Origin of the sequence: Candidatus Sphingomonas colombiensis (assembly GCA_029202845.1) — a bacterium.
Classification (GTDB): domain Bacteria; phylum Pseudomonadota; class Alphaproteobacteria; order Sphingomonadales; family Sphingomonadaceae; genus Sphingomonas; species Sphingomonas colombiensis.
In genome coordinates this window covers 1,062,797-1,077,804 of record CP119315.1, presented here as the reverse complement: position 1 = coordinate 1,077,804, position 15,008 = coordinate 1,062,797, and the positions used below count along the sequence as shown (strand labels likewise).

Here is a 15,008-nt window from a genome sequence, read left to right as displayed (position 1 = left end):
GGCGCGGCGCGCAGCGAGCGGTCAGCAGTAGCAGGTAGCCGGATCGGCGCCGTTACTTCGGCGCGATCACCATCAGCATCTGGCGGCCTTCCATGCGCGGATAGGCTTCCACCTTGGCGATTTCAGCCGTGGCTTCGGCGACGCGCTGAAGTACCGCCATACCGATCTGTCCGTGGCTCAATTCGCGTCCACGGAAACGCATCGTCACCTTGACCTTGTCGCCGTCCTCAAGGAACTCGACGACTTTCTTCATCTTGGTGTCGTAATCGTGGTCGTCGATATTCGGACGCATCTTGATCTCTTTGATCTCCTGCGTCTTCTGCGACTTGCGCGCGGCGTTGGCCTTCTTCTGCGCCTCGTACTTATACTTGCCGACGTCGAGGAACTTGGCCACGGGCGGATCAGCGTTGGGCGAAACCTCAACCAGGTCCAGCCCCAGATCGCGGGCCTGTTCCATTGCCTCACGCGTGTACATCACGCCGAGATTCTCACCCTCATGGTCGATCACACGGACCTTGGGGCTTTGAATCCACTCGTTGAAACGGGGGCCATTCATCGGCGGCGCCTGCATCGGGCGGCGCATCATGGGCGGACGGATAGGTACTTCTCCTGCTGGTTCACTGCGCGCGATATAGGGCTTCCGGGGGCAAACCGGAAGATGCGAAACGGCCACACCTTCCGGTTGCAATGATCGTCACGCGAGATCGGGCGCAACCGCCGCGTCGCGCAGCCGCTGGATCAGCGCGGACAGCGTCAGCACCTCCTGTTTCGCGCCCTCGCCCAGCGGGCGCAGCGCGACCGTGCCCTCATCCGCCTCGCGCTTGCCGACGACCAGCAGGTTGGGCACCTTGGCCAGGCTGTGCTCGCGCACCTTATAGTTGATCTTCTCGTTGCGCAGATCGGTTTCGACCCTCAGCCCGGCCTTGCGCAGTTCCGCGGCGACCTGCTCGGCATAATCGTCCGCATCGGAAACGATCGTCGCCACCACCGCCTGCACCGGGGCAAGCCACAGCGGCAGCTTGCCCGCGAAATGCTCGACGAGGATGCCGATGAACCGCTCATAGGAGCCGAAGATCGCGCGGTGCAGCATCACGGGGCGGTGGCGCTGGCCGTCTTCGGCGATATAGCTCGCGTCGAGCCGCTCCGGCAGCACACGATCCGACTGGATCGTACCGACCTGCCACGTCCGCCCGATCGCGTCGGTCAGGTGCCATTCCAGCTTCGGTGCATAGAAAGCGCCCTCGCCGGGCAGTTCTTCCCAGCCATATTCCGGCGTGTTGAGCCCGGCGGCGGCCACCGCATCGCGCAGCTCGTTTTCGGCCATGTCCCACATCTCGTCCGTGCCGAACCGTTTGTCCGGGCGCAGCGCGAGCTTGATCGAATAGGTGAAGCCGAAATCCTTGTAGATGCGATCGGCGAGGTTGCAGAATGCCTGCACCTCATCGACGATCTGATCCTCGCGGCAGAAGATGTGCGCGTCATCCTGCGTGAACTGGCGCACGCGCATCAGCCCGTGGAGCGCGCCATGCGGCTCGTTCCGGTGGCAGCAGCCGTTCTCATACAGGCGCAGCGGCAGATCGCGGTAAGACTTGATGCCCTGCTTGAAGATCAGGATGTGCGCCGGGCAGTTCATCGGCTTCAGCGCCATCCACTCGGCCTTGTCCGAGACGATCGGGCCTTCATCCTCGGTGTTCGGCACCTCGTCGGGGATGACGAACATATTCTCGCGATATTTGCCCCAATGGCCGGATGCTTCCCACTGGCGCGCGTCCATCACCTGCGGCGTCTTGACCTCGCGATAGCCCGCGCCGTCGATCGCGCGGCGCATATAGGCTTCCAGCTCACGCCAGATGATATAGCCCTTGGGGTGCCAGAAAACGCTGCCATGCGCTTCGGCCTGCAGGTGGAACAGGTCCATCTCCTGCCCCAGTTTGCGGTGATCGCGCTTGGCCGCCTCCTCCAGCTTGAACAGATGCTGGTCGAGCTGCTTCTTGTTGAGCCAGCCGGTGCCATAGACGCGGCTCAGCATCGCGTTGTTCTGATCGCCGCGCCAATAGGCGCCCGATACGCGCGTCAGCTTGAACGCCTGCGGATCAAGCTTGCCGGTGGAGGCGAGGTGCGGCCCACGGCACATGTCGAGCCAGTCGTCGCCCGACCAATAGACGGTCAGCTCCTCGGTGCCGGGCAGTTCGGCGGCCCATTCGGCCTTGAACGTCTCGCCCTGTTGCTTCCAGCGGCTGATGAGCTGCTCGCGGCTCCATACCTCGCGGCGCAGAGGCTTGTCGGCGGCGATGATCGCGCGCATCCGCTCCTCGATCGCGGGCAGGTCTTCCTCCGTGAAGGGGCGATCCTTGGGCGCGAAATCGTAATAGAAGCCGTCGTCGGTGGAGGGGCCGAAGGTGATCTGCGTGCCGGGGAACAATTCCTGCACCGCCTCCGCCAGCAGGTGTGCATAATCGTGGCGCGCCAGTTCCAGCGCATCCGCTTCGTCGCGCGCGGTCACCAGCGCGAGCTGCGCGTCATGCTCGATCGGGCGGTTGAGGTCGCGCAACTCGCCATCGACCCGCGCGGCGAGCGCTGCCTTGGCCAGCCCCGGCCCGATCGCGGCGGCGACATCCGCCGGCGTGGTGCCGAGCGGCATCGCGCGGACCGAGCCATCGGGCAGCGAGATCGAGATCATGTCGGTCATGTAAAGGCGTGTCCTGTCGGTTCTGGCGGGCTTATGCACATCGTGAGGCCCGGGGGAAAGCGGCAGGAAACGGGGAAGGCCGGGCGCTTGCTCCTCCCCGTTTCCGGGAAGGTGCCTGAAGCGATCGTCAGCCGATGCGCGTCAGGCCCCCCGGAAACCGGGGGTAGTGCTAGTCTGCATGGATCGCCGTGCGCGGTTCATGTGCGTGCATATAGCGCGCGGGCGCGATTACGACAACGGGCCCGCCTCCACTGGGGAGGCGGGCCCGCGCCCTCGTTACACTACTGGAGGGATCCCTCGATACGCTACGCGAGGGAAAGGGGTTTCGGCTCAGCGGCAGTAACCGCGATTGCCCGATTTATCGATCGCCCGGCCGGCCAGTGCGCCGGCGACGCCGCCGATCAGCGTGCCGCCCAAACGGTCGCCGCGTGTATCGACGGTGCGGCCGAGCAACCCGCCGGCGATCGCGCCGACCACGGTGCCGGTCGCGCCATCGGAGCAACCGCGATCGCGATAGTGATAGCGCCGGTTGTCATAGCGCCGCGCGTCATAGTCGCGATCGTAATGGCCGCGATTGTTATAGCCGTTGCCATAACCATTGCCGTAGCCGTTGTAGCGCTGCGCCTCGGCCGCGCTGGGGGCGATGGCGGCCGCGCCGATGGAAAGGGCGACGGCGGCCAGAGAAAGCTTCTTGAACATTATTCGTCTCCCGTCCGAATTCCGGTCGATGGCGGAAGCTTTCCGCCTCGACGAAAGACGGTTTGCCCGATTCGTGACGAACCGATCCTGAATGCGCTCGTTATCGACCGTTCAGGGTTGGAGCGGCTATCGGGTGGCGGTGCGCTCGCTATTGCTCTCCATTGTCGCTGTGCTGGTTGTCGTGCCGGGATATGCCGGGATCGATCCGGTCGTGCGCCTGGCGCCCGGCGCGGACGTGCGCATCCGGCGTTATGTTCCGGCTGGCGGCTGGCCGGCGCGGATCGGGCGGCTTGAGCCGGTGGCGGCGGTGGTGCTCGACAGCGCGGCGCCCGGCTTCGGCGGATTCTCCGCGCTTGCGCTGGCGAACGGGCGGGCGACCTTGCTGGGCGATTCGGGCAATTGGTTGCGTCTCCGCATCGCGAACGGACGCGTCGTGTCGCGCGAGACGGGCGCGTTGGGCGCGGGCCCGGGGCGCGGCTGGTCCAAAGAGGATCGCGACAGCGAATCGCTTGCGATCGATCCGGCGAGCGGCGGGGCATGGGTGGGTTTCGAGCGCGCCAACGAGATCTGGCGCTATGATCCCGCGCTCCAACACGGGGAGGCGCATCGCGCCCCGCGTGAGATGGCGGAATGGTGGGCCAATAGTGGCGCCGAATCGCTCGCGCGTTTTCCCGACGGCACTTTTGTCGCGATCGCGGAGCGGACGCGCGGGCCGCTGCGCCCGGCGCTGCTGTTTCTCGGCGATCCGGCGGAGCGGGCGACGCGCATCGTCCGCTTCGGTTATCGGCCACCCGCCGGCTATGATCCGAGCGACGCCGCCGTGCTGCCGTCAGGCGATCTTGTCGTGCTCAACCGCCGTCATCTCGGCTGGCTGCGTTTTTCGGCGAAGCTGGTCGTGGTGCCACGCGCGGCGATTCGCGCCGGCGCGATCGTGCAAGGCCGCGAGATCGCGACGCTCGCCGCGCCGATCATCGACGAAAATTGCGAGGGGCTGGCGATCTCTCGCGAAAATGGCGCGACGATGCTGTGGCTCACCACCGACAATGATCAGATGCTGCTCAGGCGCACGTACCTGATGAAATTCCGGCTGCGCTGATAGTCGCTCGCGCAACGCCGAACGGCCCGCCCTCCGCTTGGGAGGACGGGCCGTGCGATTCGCAACTGAAATCGGTAAAAAGCGTCAGGCCGCGGCGGCGGCGCGCTTCTTCACGATGTCACGCTTCAGGCGGCGAGCGCGAAGCGACAGCTTCTCGTCGTTGGTCTTGACGAGCCAGTTGTCGAGGCCGCCATTGTGCTCGACCGAGCGCAGGCCGTGGGTCGAGACGCGCAGACGCACGCCCTTCTCCAGCGTATCGGACAGCAGCGTCACGTTCTGCAGATTCGGCAGGAACGTCCGCTTGGTCTTGTTGTTGGCGTGAGAAACGTTGTTCCCCACCTGACGGCCCTTGCCGGTCAGTTCGCAGATGCGCGACATGATCTAATCCTGAATTTCGGTTGCCCGGAAAGAGCGCGCCTCTAGCTTGACCCTGGGATTTCGTCAACCCGATGGCGCGCAACTTCCTTGTGCTGGAAGACGTTGTTCCACCATTGAATTGATACGGGAGAGCAAGTCAATGCGCGCCATCCTCGTCCTGCTCGGTATCGTGGCGCTTGTCGCGCTTGCGGGAATCGCGACCGGCTTCATCAATGTGGATCAGACGCGCACCGCGCAATTGCCGCATCTGGAGGGTGGTCAGGCCCCGGCTTTCCGCGCCGATGTCGGCAAGATCGACGTGGGTACGCAGAAAAAGACGATCGATGTGCCCAGGGTATCGGTGCAGAAACCAGCGGATAACGGCACCGCGCAATAGGCTGGCCTCGCCCCGCGCCGGGCGGTAGGCGAAGGGGGATGTTCCCGCTCCCTCCCCCGATGCGCGCCGCGCTGGACGCTGCCGCGGCCGCCGCGTCGACGGGCGAGGTGCCGGTCGGTGCGGTGGTGATTCGCGATGGCGTGGTGATCGCCACCGCCGCCAATGCGCCGCGCCGGCTGCACGATCCCACCGCGCATGCCGAGATGCTGGCGATTCGCGCCGCCGCGCAGTTGCTCGGCCGCGATCGGCTGGAGGATTGCGATCTGTGGGTTACGCTGGAGCCGTGCGCCATGTGCGCCGGCGCGATCGCGCATGCCCGTATCGCGCGGCTCTATTACGGCGCGGCCGATCCCAAGGGCGGCGCGGTGGAACATGGCGGCCGGTTCTTCACCCAGCCCACCTGCCATCACCGCCCGGAGATATTCGCCGGTATCGGTGATCGAGAGGCGGCCGAGCTGCTACGCGATTTCTTCGCTGCGCGACGATAGTTTGTGTCGCGGCGCCGGCCGGCACCGCCCCCGGTTCAGCCTCGCTAAACCGGGCAACAAAAGCGCCTCAGGTCGGGCGGCGCTTGAGCAACGCGGATCGTTCGCACTGGCACACCACTTCGGCGCGCTGGTTGATGAGCTGGTGCGTGAAGGTGACGATTCCCGCGTCGGGCCGCGATTTGCTCTCGCGCAAACCGCTCACCTCGCTCGTCGCGCGCATCGTATCGCCGATGAACACGGGTTTCGGCATGACGAGCTTGTCGTAACCCAGATTGGCGACGAGCGTGCCAAGCGTCGTATCGCCCACCGACAGCCCCACCATCAGCGCGAAGGTGAAGGTGCCGTTGACGAGGATCTGGCCGAATTCGCTCGCCTTCGCCGCCTCCAGGTCGAGGTGCAAAGGCTGAGGATTATGCGTCATGGTCGAGAACAGCAGATTGTCCGTCTCGGTCACCGTGCGGCGGATTTCGTGTTCGATCCGGTCGCCTATTTGCCATTCGTCGAACCAGCGCCCAGCCATCATTGCTCTCCGTCGAAATGGAATTTGAACCCGGCATGGGATTTTTCCCAGCCGCGCTTTTCGTAGAATCGGTGTGCGTCCGCGCGCGTCAGCTTCGAAGTGAGCTGGACCATGCGGCAGTTGCGCGTGCGACACCGCTCTACCGCCCAGTGGATGAGCTGGCCGCCAAGCCCGCGCCCGCGCAGGTCGCTGGCGATCCGCACCGCCTCGATCTGCCCGCGCCACGCCCCCTTGAACGACAGGCCGGGGAGGTAGCTGAGCTGGAGCGTGCCGATGATGCGCCCGTCCTGCTCCGCGACGATCAGCTCCTGATTCGGATCGGTAGCGATCGCCTCGAACGCGGCGAGATAGCCGGCATTGAGCGGCGGCGATGCATCCTCGCGCCCTGCCCCGTTCACATCGTCGGCGAGCAGCGCGACGATCGCGGGCAGGTCCGCCGGTGTGGCGGGGCGCATCCGCACCGCGTTCATCCCTCCGCGCGCTCGATCCGCACCAGCAACGCGCCCTCGCTGACCTGACCGCCATCGGTGGCGTTCAACTCGGCTACCGTGCCGTCGAACGGGGCGACGAGCGAATGCTCCATCTTCATCGCCTCCAGCGTGACGAGCTTCTGGCCCTTGGTGACCGTATCGCCGGCCGCGACCTCCACCGCGATGACGCGCCCCGGCATCGGCGAGAGGATCGCGCCATCTGCGGCGGTGGCGCTTGCGTTGCCCCGAACCGCGAGCCCGGCGCGGTGCGGCGCTCCCTCCGCGAACAGGATGAATTCCTCGCCGTCGCGGATGAAGGCGCTCGAGAAGCTTTCGTCGCTGAATATCTCGCCGAACGTTTCGAGCGGCAGCGGCGTATCGATCACCGCACCGTCAACGACAAGCGCCGCTGTGGCGCGTTTGGAGGCATTGGCCCTGAACCCGGCAAGCGCGTTGCCGATCGGCCACGCCCCGCTCAACCCTTCGGACGCGAGCGTCAGGGCATGTCGCCGCCACGCTTCGGGAAGCGGCGGAGCCTGCGTCAATTCGTCGCCGCGCGCGGCGATGAACCCGGTCGTTACGTCGCCCGCGATAAATGCCGGTTCGCGCAGCAGCCGCGCAAGGAATGCGGCGTTGGTCCGGACCGGCCAGACCTCGACCTGCGCGCAGACATCGGCCAGCCGGGCGAGCGTCGTTTCTCTATCGCCAGCGTGAACGACCAGTTTGGCGATCATCGGATCGTAGAAGGGCGATACTTCGGAGCCGGCCTCGACGCCGGTTTCAACCCGTAGCGGCGCGGGTGGCGTCCAATCCGTCGGATTTCCGGTGAAGCCGCCTGCCTCGATCGCGTCGAGCAGGGCCAGCGGCGGCATCTGCCGCTCGAACACCAGATGCTCCAGCCGCCCGGTCGAAGGCAAAAATCCCTTCGCCGGATCTTCCGCATACAGCCGCGCCTCGATCGCCCAGCCGTTGATCGACAGTTCGTCCTGCCGTTTCGGCAGCGGCTCGCCGGCTGCGACGCGGAATTGCCATTCGACGAGATCGACCCCGTGATCTCCTCGGTCACCGGATGCTCGACCTGAAGCCGCGTGTTCATCTCCATGAACCAGAAGCGGTCGGCGCCGAGGCCCTCGCGCGCGTCGGCGATGAACTCGATCGTGCCGGCGCCGACATAGTCGACCGCGCGGGCGGCCTGCCGCGCCGCCAGATCGCCGACGCGGGTCGCCTCGTCCATGCCGGGGGCAGGCGCTTCCTCGATCACCTTCTGGTGGCGGCGCTGGAGCGAGCAGTCGCGCTCGAACAGATGGACGACATTGCCGTGGCTGTCGCCGAACACCTGCACCTCGATGTGGCGCGGCGAGAGAATGTATTTCTCGAGCAGCACGCGGTCGTCGCCGAAGAGCGGCCGGCCTCGCGCTGGCAGCGAGCAGCGCGTCGGCGAAATCGTCGGCTGCATCGACGCGGCGCATGCCCTTGCCGCCGCCGCCGGCCACCGCCTTGATCAGCACGGGATAGCCGATCGCGCGGCCTCGCTTCGAGCCGCTACGGAGCGTCCTGCTCGTCGCCGTGATAGCCGGGCGTCACCGGCACGCCGGCTTCGCATCAGCGCTTGGCGGCGTCCTTCAGGCCCATGGCGCGGATCGCTGGCGCGGCGGGCCGACGCAGACGAGCCCGGCGTCCAGTCACGCTGGCGCGAAATCGGCGTTCTCGGACAGGAAGCCGTAGCCGGGATGGATCGCTTCCGCGCCGGTCCCGCTGCGGCGGCGATGATGCGTCGCCGACGCAGATAGCTTTCGCGCGCGGGCGAGGGGCCGATATGCACCGCCTCGTCGGCCTTGCCGGACATGCAGCGCCTGCGCATCGGCATCGGAATAGACGGCCACCGTGCGGATGCCCATCGCCGCGCGGTGCGGATGACGCGGCAGGCGATCTCGCCGCGATTGGCGATGAGGAGCGATTTTATCATGCCGCCGGGCATCCCGTGGTGCGTTGGGTCCAGGTGATGTTGAGGATTTTCCATTGGCCGCCCTCGCGCACGAGATCGAAGTGATTGACGCCGCAATGGTTCACCTTGCCGTCGATCGTGGCGACATAATCGCTCCAGATCATCGCGATATCGCCATCGATCTCGACCGCGGGGTTGGTGAGCCGCTCGACGAATTTGGGGCCGCTATCCGGGATGCCGCCGATGAACTGCTGCCATGTCATGTGGCGATAGCTGCGCGTGCCATCGGCCTTTTCCACCACCGCCTGCGCGGCGCCATCGGCGCGGAAGAAGGTGAGCGCCTTCGCCTTGTCCCGCGCGGTCAGCGTCTCGAACAGATTGTTGGCGACGGCGAGCACCTCCTGTTCCTCACCGGGAGGGGGCAGCGCGGTGCCCTTCACGATCGGGGCGACGGGGGTGACCTGAAGCAGCAGGGCGAACAGCGGGGCGATCATGGCTTCTCCAATCACATCCGGAACACGCCGAAGCGCGGGGCATCGGGGATAGGGGCGTTGAGCGTCGCGGCGAGCGCGAGGCCGAGCACGTCGCGGGTCTGCGCCGGATCGACGATCCCATCGTCCCACAGCCGCGCGGTGGCGTGCCATGGATTGCCCTCATCCTCGTAACGCTGGCGGATCGGGGCCTTGAACGCCTCGGTTTCCTCCGGCGTCCATTTGTCGGCATCGCGGTGGACGGTGGCGAGCACGCTCGCCGCCTGTTCGCCACCCATCACGCTGATCCGGCTGTTGGGCCAGGTGAACAGGAAGCGCGGGGAATAGGCCCGGCCGCACATGCCGTAATTGCCCGCGCCGAAGCTGCCGCCGATCAGCAATGTGATCTTCGGGACGGTGGCGGTAGCGACGGCGGTGACGAGCTTCGCGCCATGCTTGGCGATCCCTCCGCCTCATATTTGCCCCCGACCATGAAGCCGGAGATGTTCTGGAGGAACAGCAAAGGGATGCGCCGCTGGCACGCCAGTTCGATGAAATGCGCCCCCTTCACCGCGCTTTCGCTGAACAGCACGCCATTATTGGCGAGGATCGCGACCGGCATTCCCAGATATGCGCGAAGCCGCAGACGAGGCTGGAGCCATAGAGCGCTTTGAACTCGTGAAACTCGCTGCCGTCGACCAGCCGCGCGATCACCTCATGCACGTCATAGGGTGCGCGCACGTCCTGCGGCACAATACCGTACAGCTCTTCGGGCGAGAATTTCGGCGGGCGCGGCTGCGCTGGTTGACGTTCGCCGGCACCTGCGGCTGGAGCGTGGAGACGATATCGCGCACGATCGTCAGCGCGTGCTCGTCATTCTCCGCGACATGATCGACGACGCCGGATTTGCGGCCGTGCGTCTCCGCCCCGCCAAGCTCCTCGGCGGAGATTTCCTCGCCCGTCGCGGCCTTCACCAGCGGCGGCCCGGCGAGGAAGATCGTGCCCTGCTTGCGCACGATCACCGTCTCGTCCGACATCGCGGGCACATAGGCGCCCCCGGCGGTGCAGCTGCCCATCACGCACGGCGATCTGCGGGATGCCCTTCGCAGACATGTTCGCCTGATTGAAGAAGATCCGCCCGAAATGCTCGCGATCGGGAAAGACCTCGGCCTGATGCGGCAGGTTCGCGCCGCCGGAATCGACGAGATAGATGCAGGGCAGCCGGTTTTCCTCGCGCGATCTCCTGCGCGCGCAGATGCTTCTTCACGGTCAGCGGATAATAGGTGCCGCCCTTGACCGTCGCATCGTTGCAGACGATCATGCACTCGACGGCCGGCGACGCGGCCGATCCCGGCGATCATCCCCGCGCCCGGCACCTCGCCGCCGTAAAGATCGTTGGCGGTAAGCTGGCCGATCTCCAGAAACGGCGAGCCGGGATCGAGCAGCCGCTCGACGCGTTCTCGTGGAAGGAGTTTGCCGCGCGACGTGTGGCGCTCGCGGCTCTTCTCGTTGCCGCCCAGCGCCGCCTTTGCCACGTCAGCGCGGAGCTGCTCGGCCAGCGCGCGGTTATGCGCTGCGTTGGCGCGGAAATCGGCGCTCTCCGTCGACAGTTTCGTGTCGAGGACGGGGGCGCTCATGCCGCCCCCACCAGTTCGCGGCCGACCAGCATGCGGCGAATCTCGTTCGTCCCCGCGCCGATGTCGAGCAGCTTGGCGTCGCGCCAATAGCGTTCGACCGGCCAGTCCTTGGTATAGCCGGCGCCGCCGAGCGCCTGGATCGCCTCGCCAGACACCTTCACCGCGCTTTCGGAGGCGAGCAGGATCGCGCCCGCCGCGTCGAATCGCGTGGTGCGCCCGGCGTCACATGCCTTCGCCACCGCATAGACATAGGCCCGCGCCGAATTGAGCGCGACATACATGTCCGCCACCTTGGCCTGCATCAGCTGGAAGCTGCCGATGGCTTTTCCGAACTGGTGACGCTCGCGAACATAGGGCAGCACGACGTCGAGGCACGCCTGCATGATGCCGAGCTGGATGCCGGACAGTACGACGCGCTCGTAATCGAGGCCGGACATCAGCACGCCGACGCCGCCATTCTCCGGACCCATGACGTTTTCATCCGGCACGAAGCAATCGTCGAAAACCAGCTCCGCCGTGGGCGAGCCGCGCATCCCCATCTTGTCGATCTTCTGACCGATCGAGAAACCGGCGAAATCCTTTTCGATCAGGAAAGCGGTGATGCCGCGCGATCCCGCATCGGGCGTGGACTTCGCATAGACGACCAAAGTGTCGGCATAGGCCGCGTTGGTGATCCAGAATTTGGTGCCATTGAGCCGCCAGCCGCCATCGACGCGATCGGCGCGCAGCTTCATCGACACCACATCCGAACCGGCCGAAGCCTCAGACATGGCGAGGCTGCCGACATGTTCGCCCGATACCAGCTTGGGCAGATATTTCGCCTTCTGCTCCGGGTTGCCCCAGCGGCGGATCTGGTTGACGCACAGATTGGAATGCGCGCCATAGCTGAGGCCGATCGACGCGGAGGCGCGGCTCACTTCCTCGACGGCGACGACATGGTCGAGATAGCCGAGCGCCAGCCCGCCATATTCTTCCTCAACCGTCACGCCGTGCAGGCCCAGCGCGCCCATTTCCGGCCACAGGTGGCGGGGAAAGCTGTCGTCGCGGTCAATCTCGGCGGCGATCGGGGCGATCCGGTCGGCGGCGAAGCGCCGCGTCGTCTCACGGATCATGTCGGCGGTCTCGCCGAGTGAATGCAGGTCGTCCACCGTTTTCTCTCCGCCTTGAATGCGAACTGTTTAGCCGCCCGGCGACCGCGAGGAAAATTGAAACGCAACGCGGCATATTATAGATGGCGTCTATGATTGACCGCTATCTGCTGCGCTATTTCCTTGCGGTGATCGATCAGGGCAATTTCTCGCGCGCGGCGATCGCATGCAATGTGTCACAGCCCACGCTCTCCGCCGGGATTGCCAAGCTGGAGGTGTCGCTCGGGCGGCAATTGTTCACCCGCACCAATCGCCGCGTGGAGTTGACGGAGGCCGGCGCGCGGCTCGTCGCGCGCGCGCGGCGGATCGAGGCTGAGTTCGCGCTGGCGGAGCGCGAGGCGGGCGCGGCGCGGGTCGCGGGGCGGTTGCGGATCGGGGTGCTGGCGAGCGCGCCGACGCGATGGGTCGCCGGTTTCGTCGCGTCGCTGCCGCGCGATGGCGAAGAGGTGGAGCTGGTCGAGGGGCGCGAACGCGAACTGGTCGATCGGTTGACGCGTGGGCGGATCGACGTGGCGCTCGGCATTATGCGCGGCAACCCGCGTTTCGCGGCGACGTCGATCCTGCGCGAACGCTATCTGATGGCGCTCTCCGCCTCGCATCCGTTGAGCGGGCGCGATGAGATCACCGCCGAGGAGCTGGTCGACGAGCGGATGATCGTGCGCCGGCATTGCGAGCTGCTCGGCGAGACGAGCCGGTATTTCACCGCGCGCGGCGTGCGGCCCTTTTTCCCCGCGCGCACCACCAGCGACGATCGCGCGCATGCGCTGGTCGCGGCGGGGCTGGGGGTGACGGTCGCGCCGGCATCGTTCGGCGGGGAGGGGGTGGTGATGCGCCCGCTCGCCGAATTCGATCATGCGCGCGAACTGGGGCTGCTCGCCGCCGATGCGGGGCTGCTCGCGCATCCGCTGGTCGAGCGGCTGGCGGAGGTGATCGTCAGGAACGCCGCCGTCACCGATAAGTGACGGCGCGCACCATCAGCCGATATCGCTTTGCGCGATCGGCACGATCTTGATCTCGACGCGGCGGTTCTGCGCCTTGCCCTCTTCGGTTTCGTTCGAGGCGATCGGCTGGGTCATGCCGAAGCCGCGAGTCGCGACACGCGCCGCCGCTACGCCACGCGATTCGAGATAGAGCGCCACCGCAGCGGCACGCCGCTCCGACAGGCCCTGGTTGTATGTGGCACTGCCGGTGGAGTCAGTGTGACCGTAAACGTCAACATAGGTGCGATCGTTCTGGCGATCTGAAAGCACACTGGCCACCTGATCCAGCGTCCGCTGAAACCGCGGCTCCACCGCCGCGCTGTCATGCGCGAAGTTCACGCCCGACGGGATGTTGAGCAGCAGATCGTCGCCCTGACGGATCACCTGCACATCGGTGCCGGCGGTGCGCTGGCGCAGTTCGCGCTCCTGTTTGTCCATATAAGCGCCGATAGCCGCGCCCGCGACGCCGCCGATGCCCGCGCCAACGATCTTTTCCGTGCGGTCATGCCGCCCGCCGACGAGATCGCCCAGCAGATAGCCGCCCAATGCGCCGCCGATGCCGCCGATCGCGGTCTTGGAAAGGCGCTGCTGCCCCGTATCCGGATCGGTGGTGCAGGCGGCGGTCGTCATGGTGAGCGCGGCGAGCAGGGCGCCCGTGGCGATCTTCGAACGAAAAGTCATCTTGCTCCCTTTATGTCTTCTCATCGGCGGGGTGAACCCGCGCATCCGGCGACTTGTTCCGCCTTCGTGATGAACCGGCAATGACGACAGCAGTTGTCGTCGCCGCGATTTGTCGTCAAGAGATGCGGTGACCATGTTACCGCCGTTCCCCTGGATCGACGTCCTTATCATTCTGGCGCTGGTGGCGCTCAACGGCGTTTTCGCGATGAGCGAACTGGCGATCGTCTCCGCGCGCAAGGCGCGGCTGGAGGCGATGGCGCGTGCCGGCAAGTCTGGCGCGCGCGCCGCGGCCGTGCTGGCGGCCGATCCGGGCAAGTTCCTTTCCACCGTGCAGATCGGCATCACGCTGATCGGCGTGCTTGCTGGCGCTTATTCCGGCGCGAGTCTCGGCCACCCCACCGCCGCCCGGCTCGAAGCGCTGGGGCTGAGCCATCACGTGGCGGAAAGTGCCGGCTTCGCGCTGGTGATCGGCCTCACGACCTTCGCGTCGCTGATCATCGGCGAGCTGGTGCCGAAACAGATCGCGCTGCGCTCGCCGGAGCCGATCGCGGCGGTCGTCGCGGTACCGATGATGTGGCTCGCGGTGGGAGCCAAGCCGATCGTGTGGCTGCTCGATTCGACCAGCGCGCTCGTTTTCCGGCTGCTGCGCCTCAATCGCGAGAGCGAGGATCAGGTGACGGCGGAGGAATTGCACCTGATCGTGGCGGAGGCATCAAAATCCGGCGTGATCGAGGAGCATGAGCGCTCGATAATCTCGGGCGTGGTGCGCCTGGCGGATCGCCCGGTGCGCGAGGTGATGACGCCGCGTACGGAGGTCGACTGGCTCGATGTGGGGTTGGACGATGCCGGTATTCGCGCGCGTCTGCTCGCCAATTCGCACAGCCGCCTGCCGGTGGCCGAAGGATCGATCGACGCGGTGATCGGCGTGGTGCAATCGCGCGACATCGCCGCCGCGTTGTTCCGGGGAGAAACGCTGGATCTCGCCAAGCTGGTGCGCAAGGCGCCGGTGGTGATCGATCAGATCGACGCGATGGATGCGCTGGACGCCTTGCGCCGGGCGGAGGTGCCGATGGCGCTGATCCACGACGAATACGGGCATTTCGAGGGTATCGTCACACCGGCCAATCTGCTCGCGGCGATTGCGGGGGAGTTTGCGTCGGACGCGGATGAGGAGGATGGCCCCTCTGTCGTCGAACGCGATGACGGATCGTTGCTCGTCGCCGGTACGATGGCAGCGGATCTGCTGGCCGAGCGGCTTGGCATCGATCTGCCCGAGGATCGCGATTACGCTACCGCCGCCGGTCTGGCGCTCGCGGTGCTGCGCCGCCTCCCGGCCGAAGGTGAGAGTTTCGTCGAGCAGGGCTGGCGGTTCGAGGTGGTCGATCTCGACGGGCGGCGCATCGACAAGCTGCTGGTGAGCCCGGCTTAGCG

General features: G+C 66.2%; 15 protein-coding genes and 3 pseudogenes. 5 read left to right on the top strand and 13 right to left on the bottom strand.

The genetic code is table 11. The features are described 5' to 3' along the window. Positions 1-52 precede the first annotated feature (52 nt). From infC to P0Y64_04980, 3 genes are all read right to left on the bottom strand, one after another. Entirely contained in the window at positions 53-586 is a 534-nt protein-coding gene (infC, locus tag P0Y64_04990; GenBank protein WEK44178.1) for a translation initiation factor IF-3, read from the bottom strand. A gap of 108 nt (positions 587-694) precedes the next feature. After that, positions 695-2,689: a threonine--tRNA ligase gene (gene thrS / locus P0Y64_04985; GenBank protein ID WEK44177.1), complete on the bottom strand. Its 1,995-nt coding sequence runs from the start codon at positions 2,687-2,689 to the stop codon at positions 695-697. 330 nt (positions 2,690-3,019) lie between these two features. Further along, positions 3,020-3,388 (bottom strand): glycine zipper 2TM domain-containing protein, encoded by a 369-nt coding sequence (locus tag P0Y64_04980; protein WEK44176.1) that lies wholly within the window; start codon positions 3,386-3,388, stop codon positions 3,020-3,022. A 91-nt stretch (positions 3,389-3,479) separates the two neighbouring features. Here P0Y64_04980 and P0Y64_04975 point away from each other — a divergent pair, with 91 nt between their 5' ends. Further along, the gene (locus P0Y64_04975) at positions 3,480-4,484 is read left to right on the top strand and encodes an esterase-like activity of phytase family protein (protein ID WEK44175.1); all 1,005 of its coding nucleotides are present in this window, start codon (positions 3,480-3,482) and stop codon (positions 4,482-4,484) included. Between the two features lie 84 nt (positions 4,485-4,568). Here P0Y64_04975 and rpmB read toward each other — a convergent pair whose 3' ends face one another. After that, a complete protein-coding gene (gene rpmB, locus P0Y64_04970; protein WEK44174.1) occupies positions 4,569-4,862 on the bottom strand; it encodes a 50S ribosomal protein L28 in 294 nt (97 codons plus the stop codon). 139 nt (positions 4,863-5,001) lie between these two features. On the opposite strand from rpmB, the gene P0Y64_04965 reads away from it, so the two are divergent. Both P0Y64_04965 and P0Y64_04960 read left to right on the top strand, forming a co-directional pair. Then, the gene (locus P0Y64_04965; protein ID WEK44173.1) at positions 5,002-5,238 is read left to right on the top strand and encodes a hypothetical protein; all 237 of its coding nucleotides are present in this window, start codon (positions 5,002-5,004) and stop codon (positions 5,236-5,238) included. A gap of 59 nt (positions 5,239-5,297) precedes the next feature. Beyond that, positions 5,298-5,726, top strand: a complete 429-nt coding sequence (locus tag P0Y64_04960) for a nucleoside deaminase (GenBank protein ID WEK44972.1) — start codon at positions 5,298-5,300, stop codon at positions 5,724-5,726. A 67-nt stretch (positions 5,727-5,793) separates the two neighbouring features. On the opposite strand, the gene P0Y64_04955 is transcribed toward P0Y64_04960, so the two are convergent. From P0Y64_04955 to P0Y64_04920, 8 genes and pseudogenes are all read right to left on the bottom strand, one after another. Next, positions 5,794-6,246, bottom strand: coding sequence for a MaoC family dehydratase (locus P0Y64_04955; GenBank protein ID WEK44172.1), 453 nt, complete (start codon positions 6,244-6,246; stop codon positions 5,794-5,796). Then, complete coding sequence (locus tag P0Y64_04950; protein ID WEK44171.1) at positions 6,246-6,716, bottom strand: GNAT family N-acetyltransferase; 471 nt, start codon at positions 6,714-6,716, stop codon at positions 6,246-6,248. Before P0Y64_04950 ends, P0Y64_04955 begins: the two co-directional genes overlap by 1 nt. Continuing rightward, complete coding sequence (locus P0Y64_04945; GenBank protein WEK44971.1) at positions 6,713-7,633, bottom strand: hypothetical protein; 921 nt, start codon at positions 7,631-7,633, stop codon at positions 6,713-6,715. The genes P0Y64_04950 and P0Y64_04945 overlap by 4 nt, the downstream gene beginning before the upstream one ends. Positions 7,634-7,821: 188 nt before the next feature. Next, positions 7,822-8,172: pseudogene (locus tag P0Y64_04940) on the bottom strand (hypothetical protein). Positions 8,173-8,398: 226 nt separating this feature from the next. Then, positions 8,399-8,682: pseudogene (locus P0Y64_04935) on the bottom strand (biotin carboxylase N-terminal domain-containing protein). Further along, positions 8,679-9,155, bottom strand: a complete 477-nt coding sequence (locus P0Y64_04930; GenBank protein ID WEK44170.1) for a nuclear transport factor 2 family protein — start codon at positions 9,153-9,155, stop codon at positions 8,679-8,681. The pseudogene P0Y64_04935 and the gene P0Y64_04930 overlap by 4 nt, the downstream one beginning before the upstream one ends. Before the next feature lie 11 nt (positions 9,156-9,166). Then, positions 9,167-10,768, bottom strand: a pseudogene (locus P0Y64_04925) (carboxyl transferase domain-containing protein). Continuing rightward, the gene (locus P0Y64_04920) at positions 10,765-11,880 is read right to left on the bottom strand and encodes an isovaleryl-CoA dehydrogenase (protein WEK44970.1); all 1,116 of its coding nucleotides are present in this window, start codon (positions 11,878-11,880) and stop codon (positions 10,765-10,767) included. The pseudogene P0Y64_04925 and the gene P0Y64_04920 overlap by 4 nt, the downstream one beginning before the upstream one ends. A 128-nt stretch (positions 11,881-12,008) precedes the next feature. On the opposite strand from P0Y64_04920, the gene P0Y64_04915 reads away from it, so the two are divergent. Further along, entirely contained in the window at positions 12,009-12,878 is an 870-nt protein-coding gene (locus tag P0Y64_04915; protein ID WEK44169.1) for a LysR family transcriptional regulator, read from the top strand. A gap of 12 nt (positions 12,879-12,890) precedes the next feature. Here P0Y64_04915 and P0Y64_04910 read toward each other — a convergent pair whose 3' ends face one another. Then, the gene (locus tag P0Y64_04910; protein ID WEK44168.1) at positions 12,891-13,577 is read right to left on the bottom strand and encodes an OmpA family protein; all 687 of its coding nucleotides are present in this window, start codon (positions 13,575-13,577) and stop codon (positions 12,891-12,893) included. Positions 13,578-13,710: 133 nt separating this feature from the next. On the opposite strand from P0Y64_04910, the gene P0Y64_04905 reads away from it, so the two are divergent. Next, a complete protein-coding gene (locus tag P0Y64_04905; protein ID WEK44969.1) occupies positions 13,711-15,006 on the top strand; it encodes a hemolysin family protein in 1,296 nt (431 codons plus the stop codon). Positions 15,007-15,008 lie beyond the last annotated feature (2 nt).

What these genes read in the sequence shown, in the direction of transcription:
- P0Y64_04960 (WEK44972.1), top strand. Translation starts at nt 5,298, where the DNA reads ATGCGCGCCGCGCTGGACGCTGCCGCGGCCGCCGCGTCGACGGGCGAG.
- P0Y64_04920 (WEK44970.1), bottom strand. Translation starts at nt 11,880, where the DNA reads ATGATCCGTGAGACGACGCGGCGCTTCGCCGCCGACCGGATCGCCCCG.
- P0Y64_04910 (WEK44168.1), bottom strand. Translation starts at nt 13,577, where the DNA reads ATGACTTTTCGTTCGAAGATCGCCACGGGCGCCCTGCTCGCCGCGCTC.
- P0Y64_04965 (WEK44173.1), top strand. Translation starts at nt 5,002, where the DNA reads ATGCGCGCCATCCTCGTCCTGCTCGGTATCGTGGCGCTTGTCGCGCTT.
- P0Y64_04955 (WEK44172.1), bottom strand. Translation starts at nt 6,246, where the DNA reads ATGGCTGGGCGCTGGTTCGACGAATGGCAAATAGGCGACCGGATCGAA.
- P0Y64_04950 (WEK44171.1), bottom strand. Translation starts at nt 6,716, where the DNA reads ATGAACGCGGTGCGGATGCGCCCCGCCACACCGGCGGACCTGCCCGCG.
- thrS (WEK44177.1), bottom strand. Translation starts at nt 2,689, where the DNA reads ATGACCGACATGATCTCGATCTCGCTGCCCGATGGCTCGGTCCGCGCG.
- infC (WEK44178.1), bottom strand. Translation starts at nt 586, where the DNA reads ATGATGCGCCGCCCGATGCAGGCGCCGCCGATGAATGGCCCCCGTTTC.
- P0Y64_04905 (WEK44969.1), top strand. Translation starts at nt 13,711, where the DNA reads ATGTTACCGCCGTTCCCCTGGATCGACGTCCTTATCATTCTGGCGCTG.
- P0Y64_04975 (WEK44175.1), top strand. Translation starts at nt 3,480, where the DNA reads ATGCGCTCGTTATCGACCGTTCAGGGTTGGAGCGGCTATCGGGTGGCG.
- P0Y64_04980 (WEK44176.1), bottom strand. Translation starts at nt 3,388, where the DNA reads ATGTTCAAGAAGCTTTCTCTGGCCGCCGTCGCCCTTTCCATCGGCGCG.
- P0Y64_04930 (WEK44170.1), bottom strand. Translation starts at nt 9,155, where the DNA reads ATGATCGCCCCGCTGTTCGCCCTGCTGCTTCAGGTCACCCCCGTCGCC.
- rpmB (WEK44174.1), bottom strand. Translation starts at nt 4,862, where the DNA reads ATGTCGCGCATCTGCGAACTGACCGGCAAGGGCCGTCAGGTGGGGAAC.
- P0Y64_04915 (WEK44169.1), top strand. Translation starts at nt 12,009, where the DNA reads ATGATTGACCGCTATCTGCTGCGCTATTTCCTTGCGGTGATCGATCAG.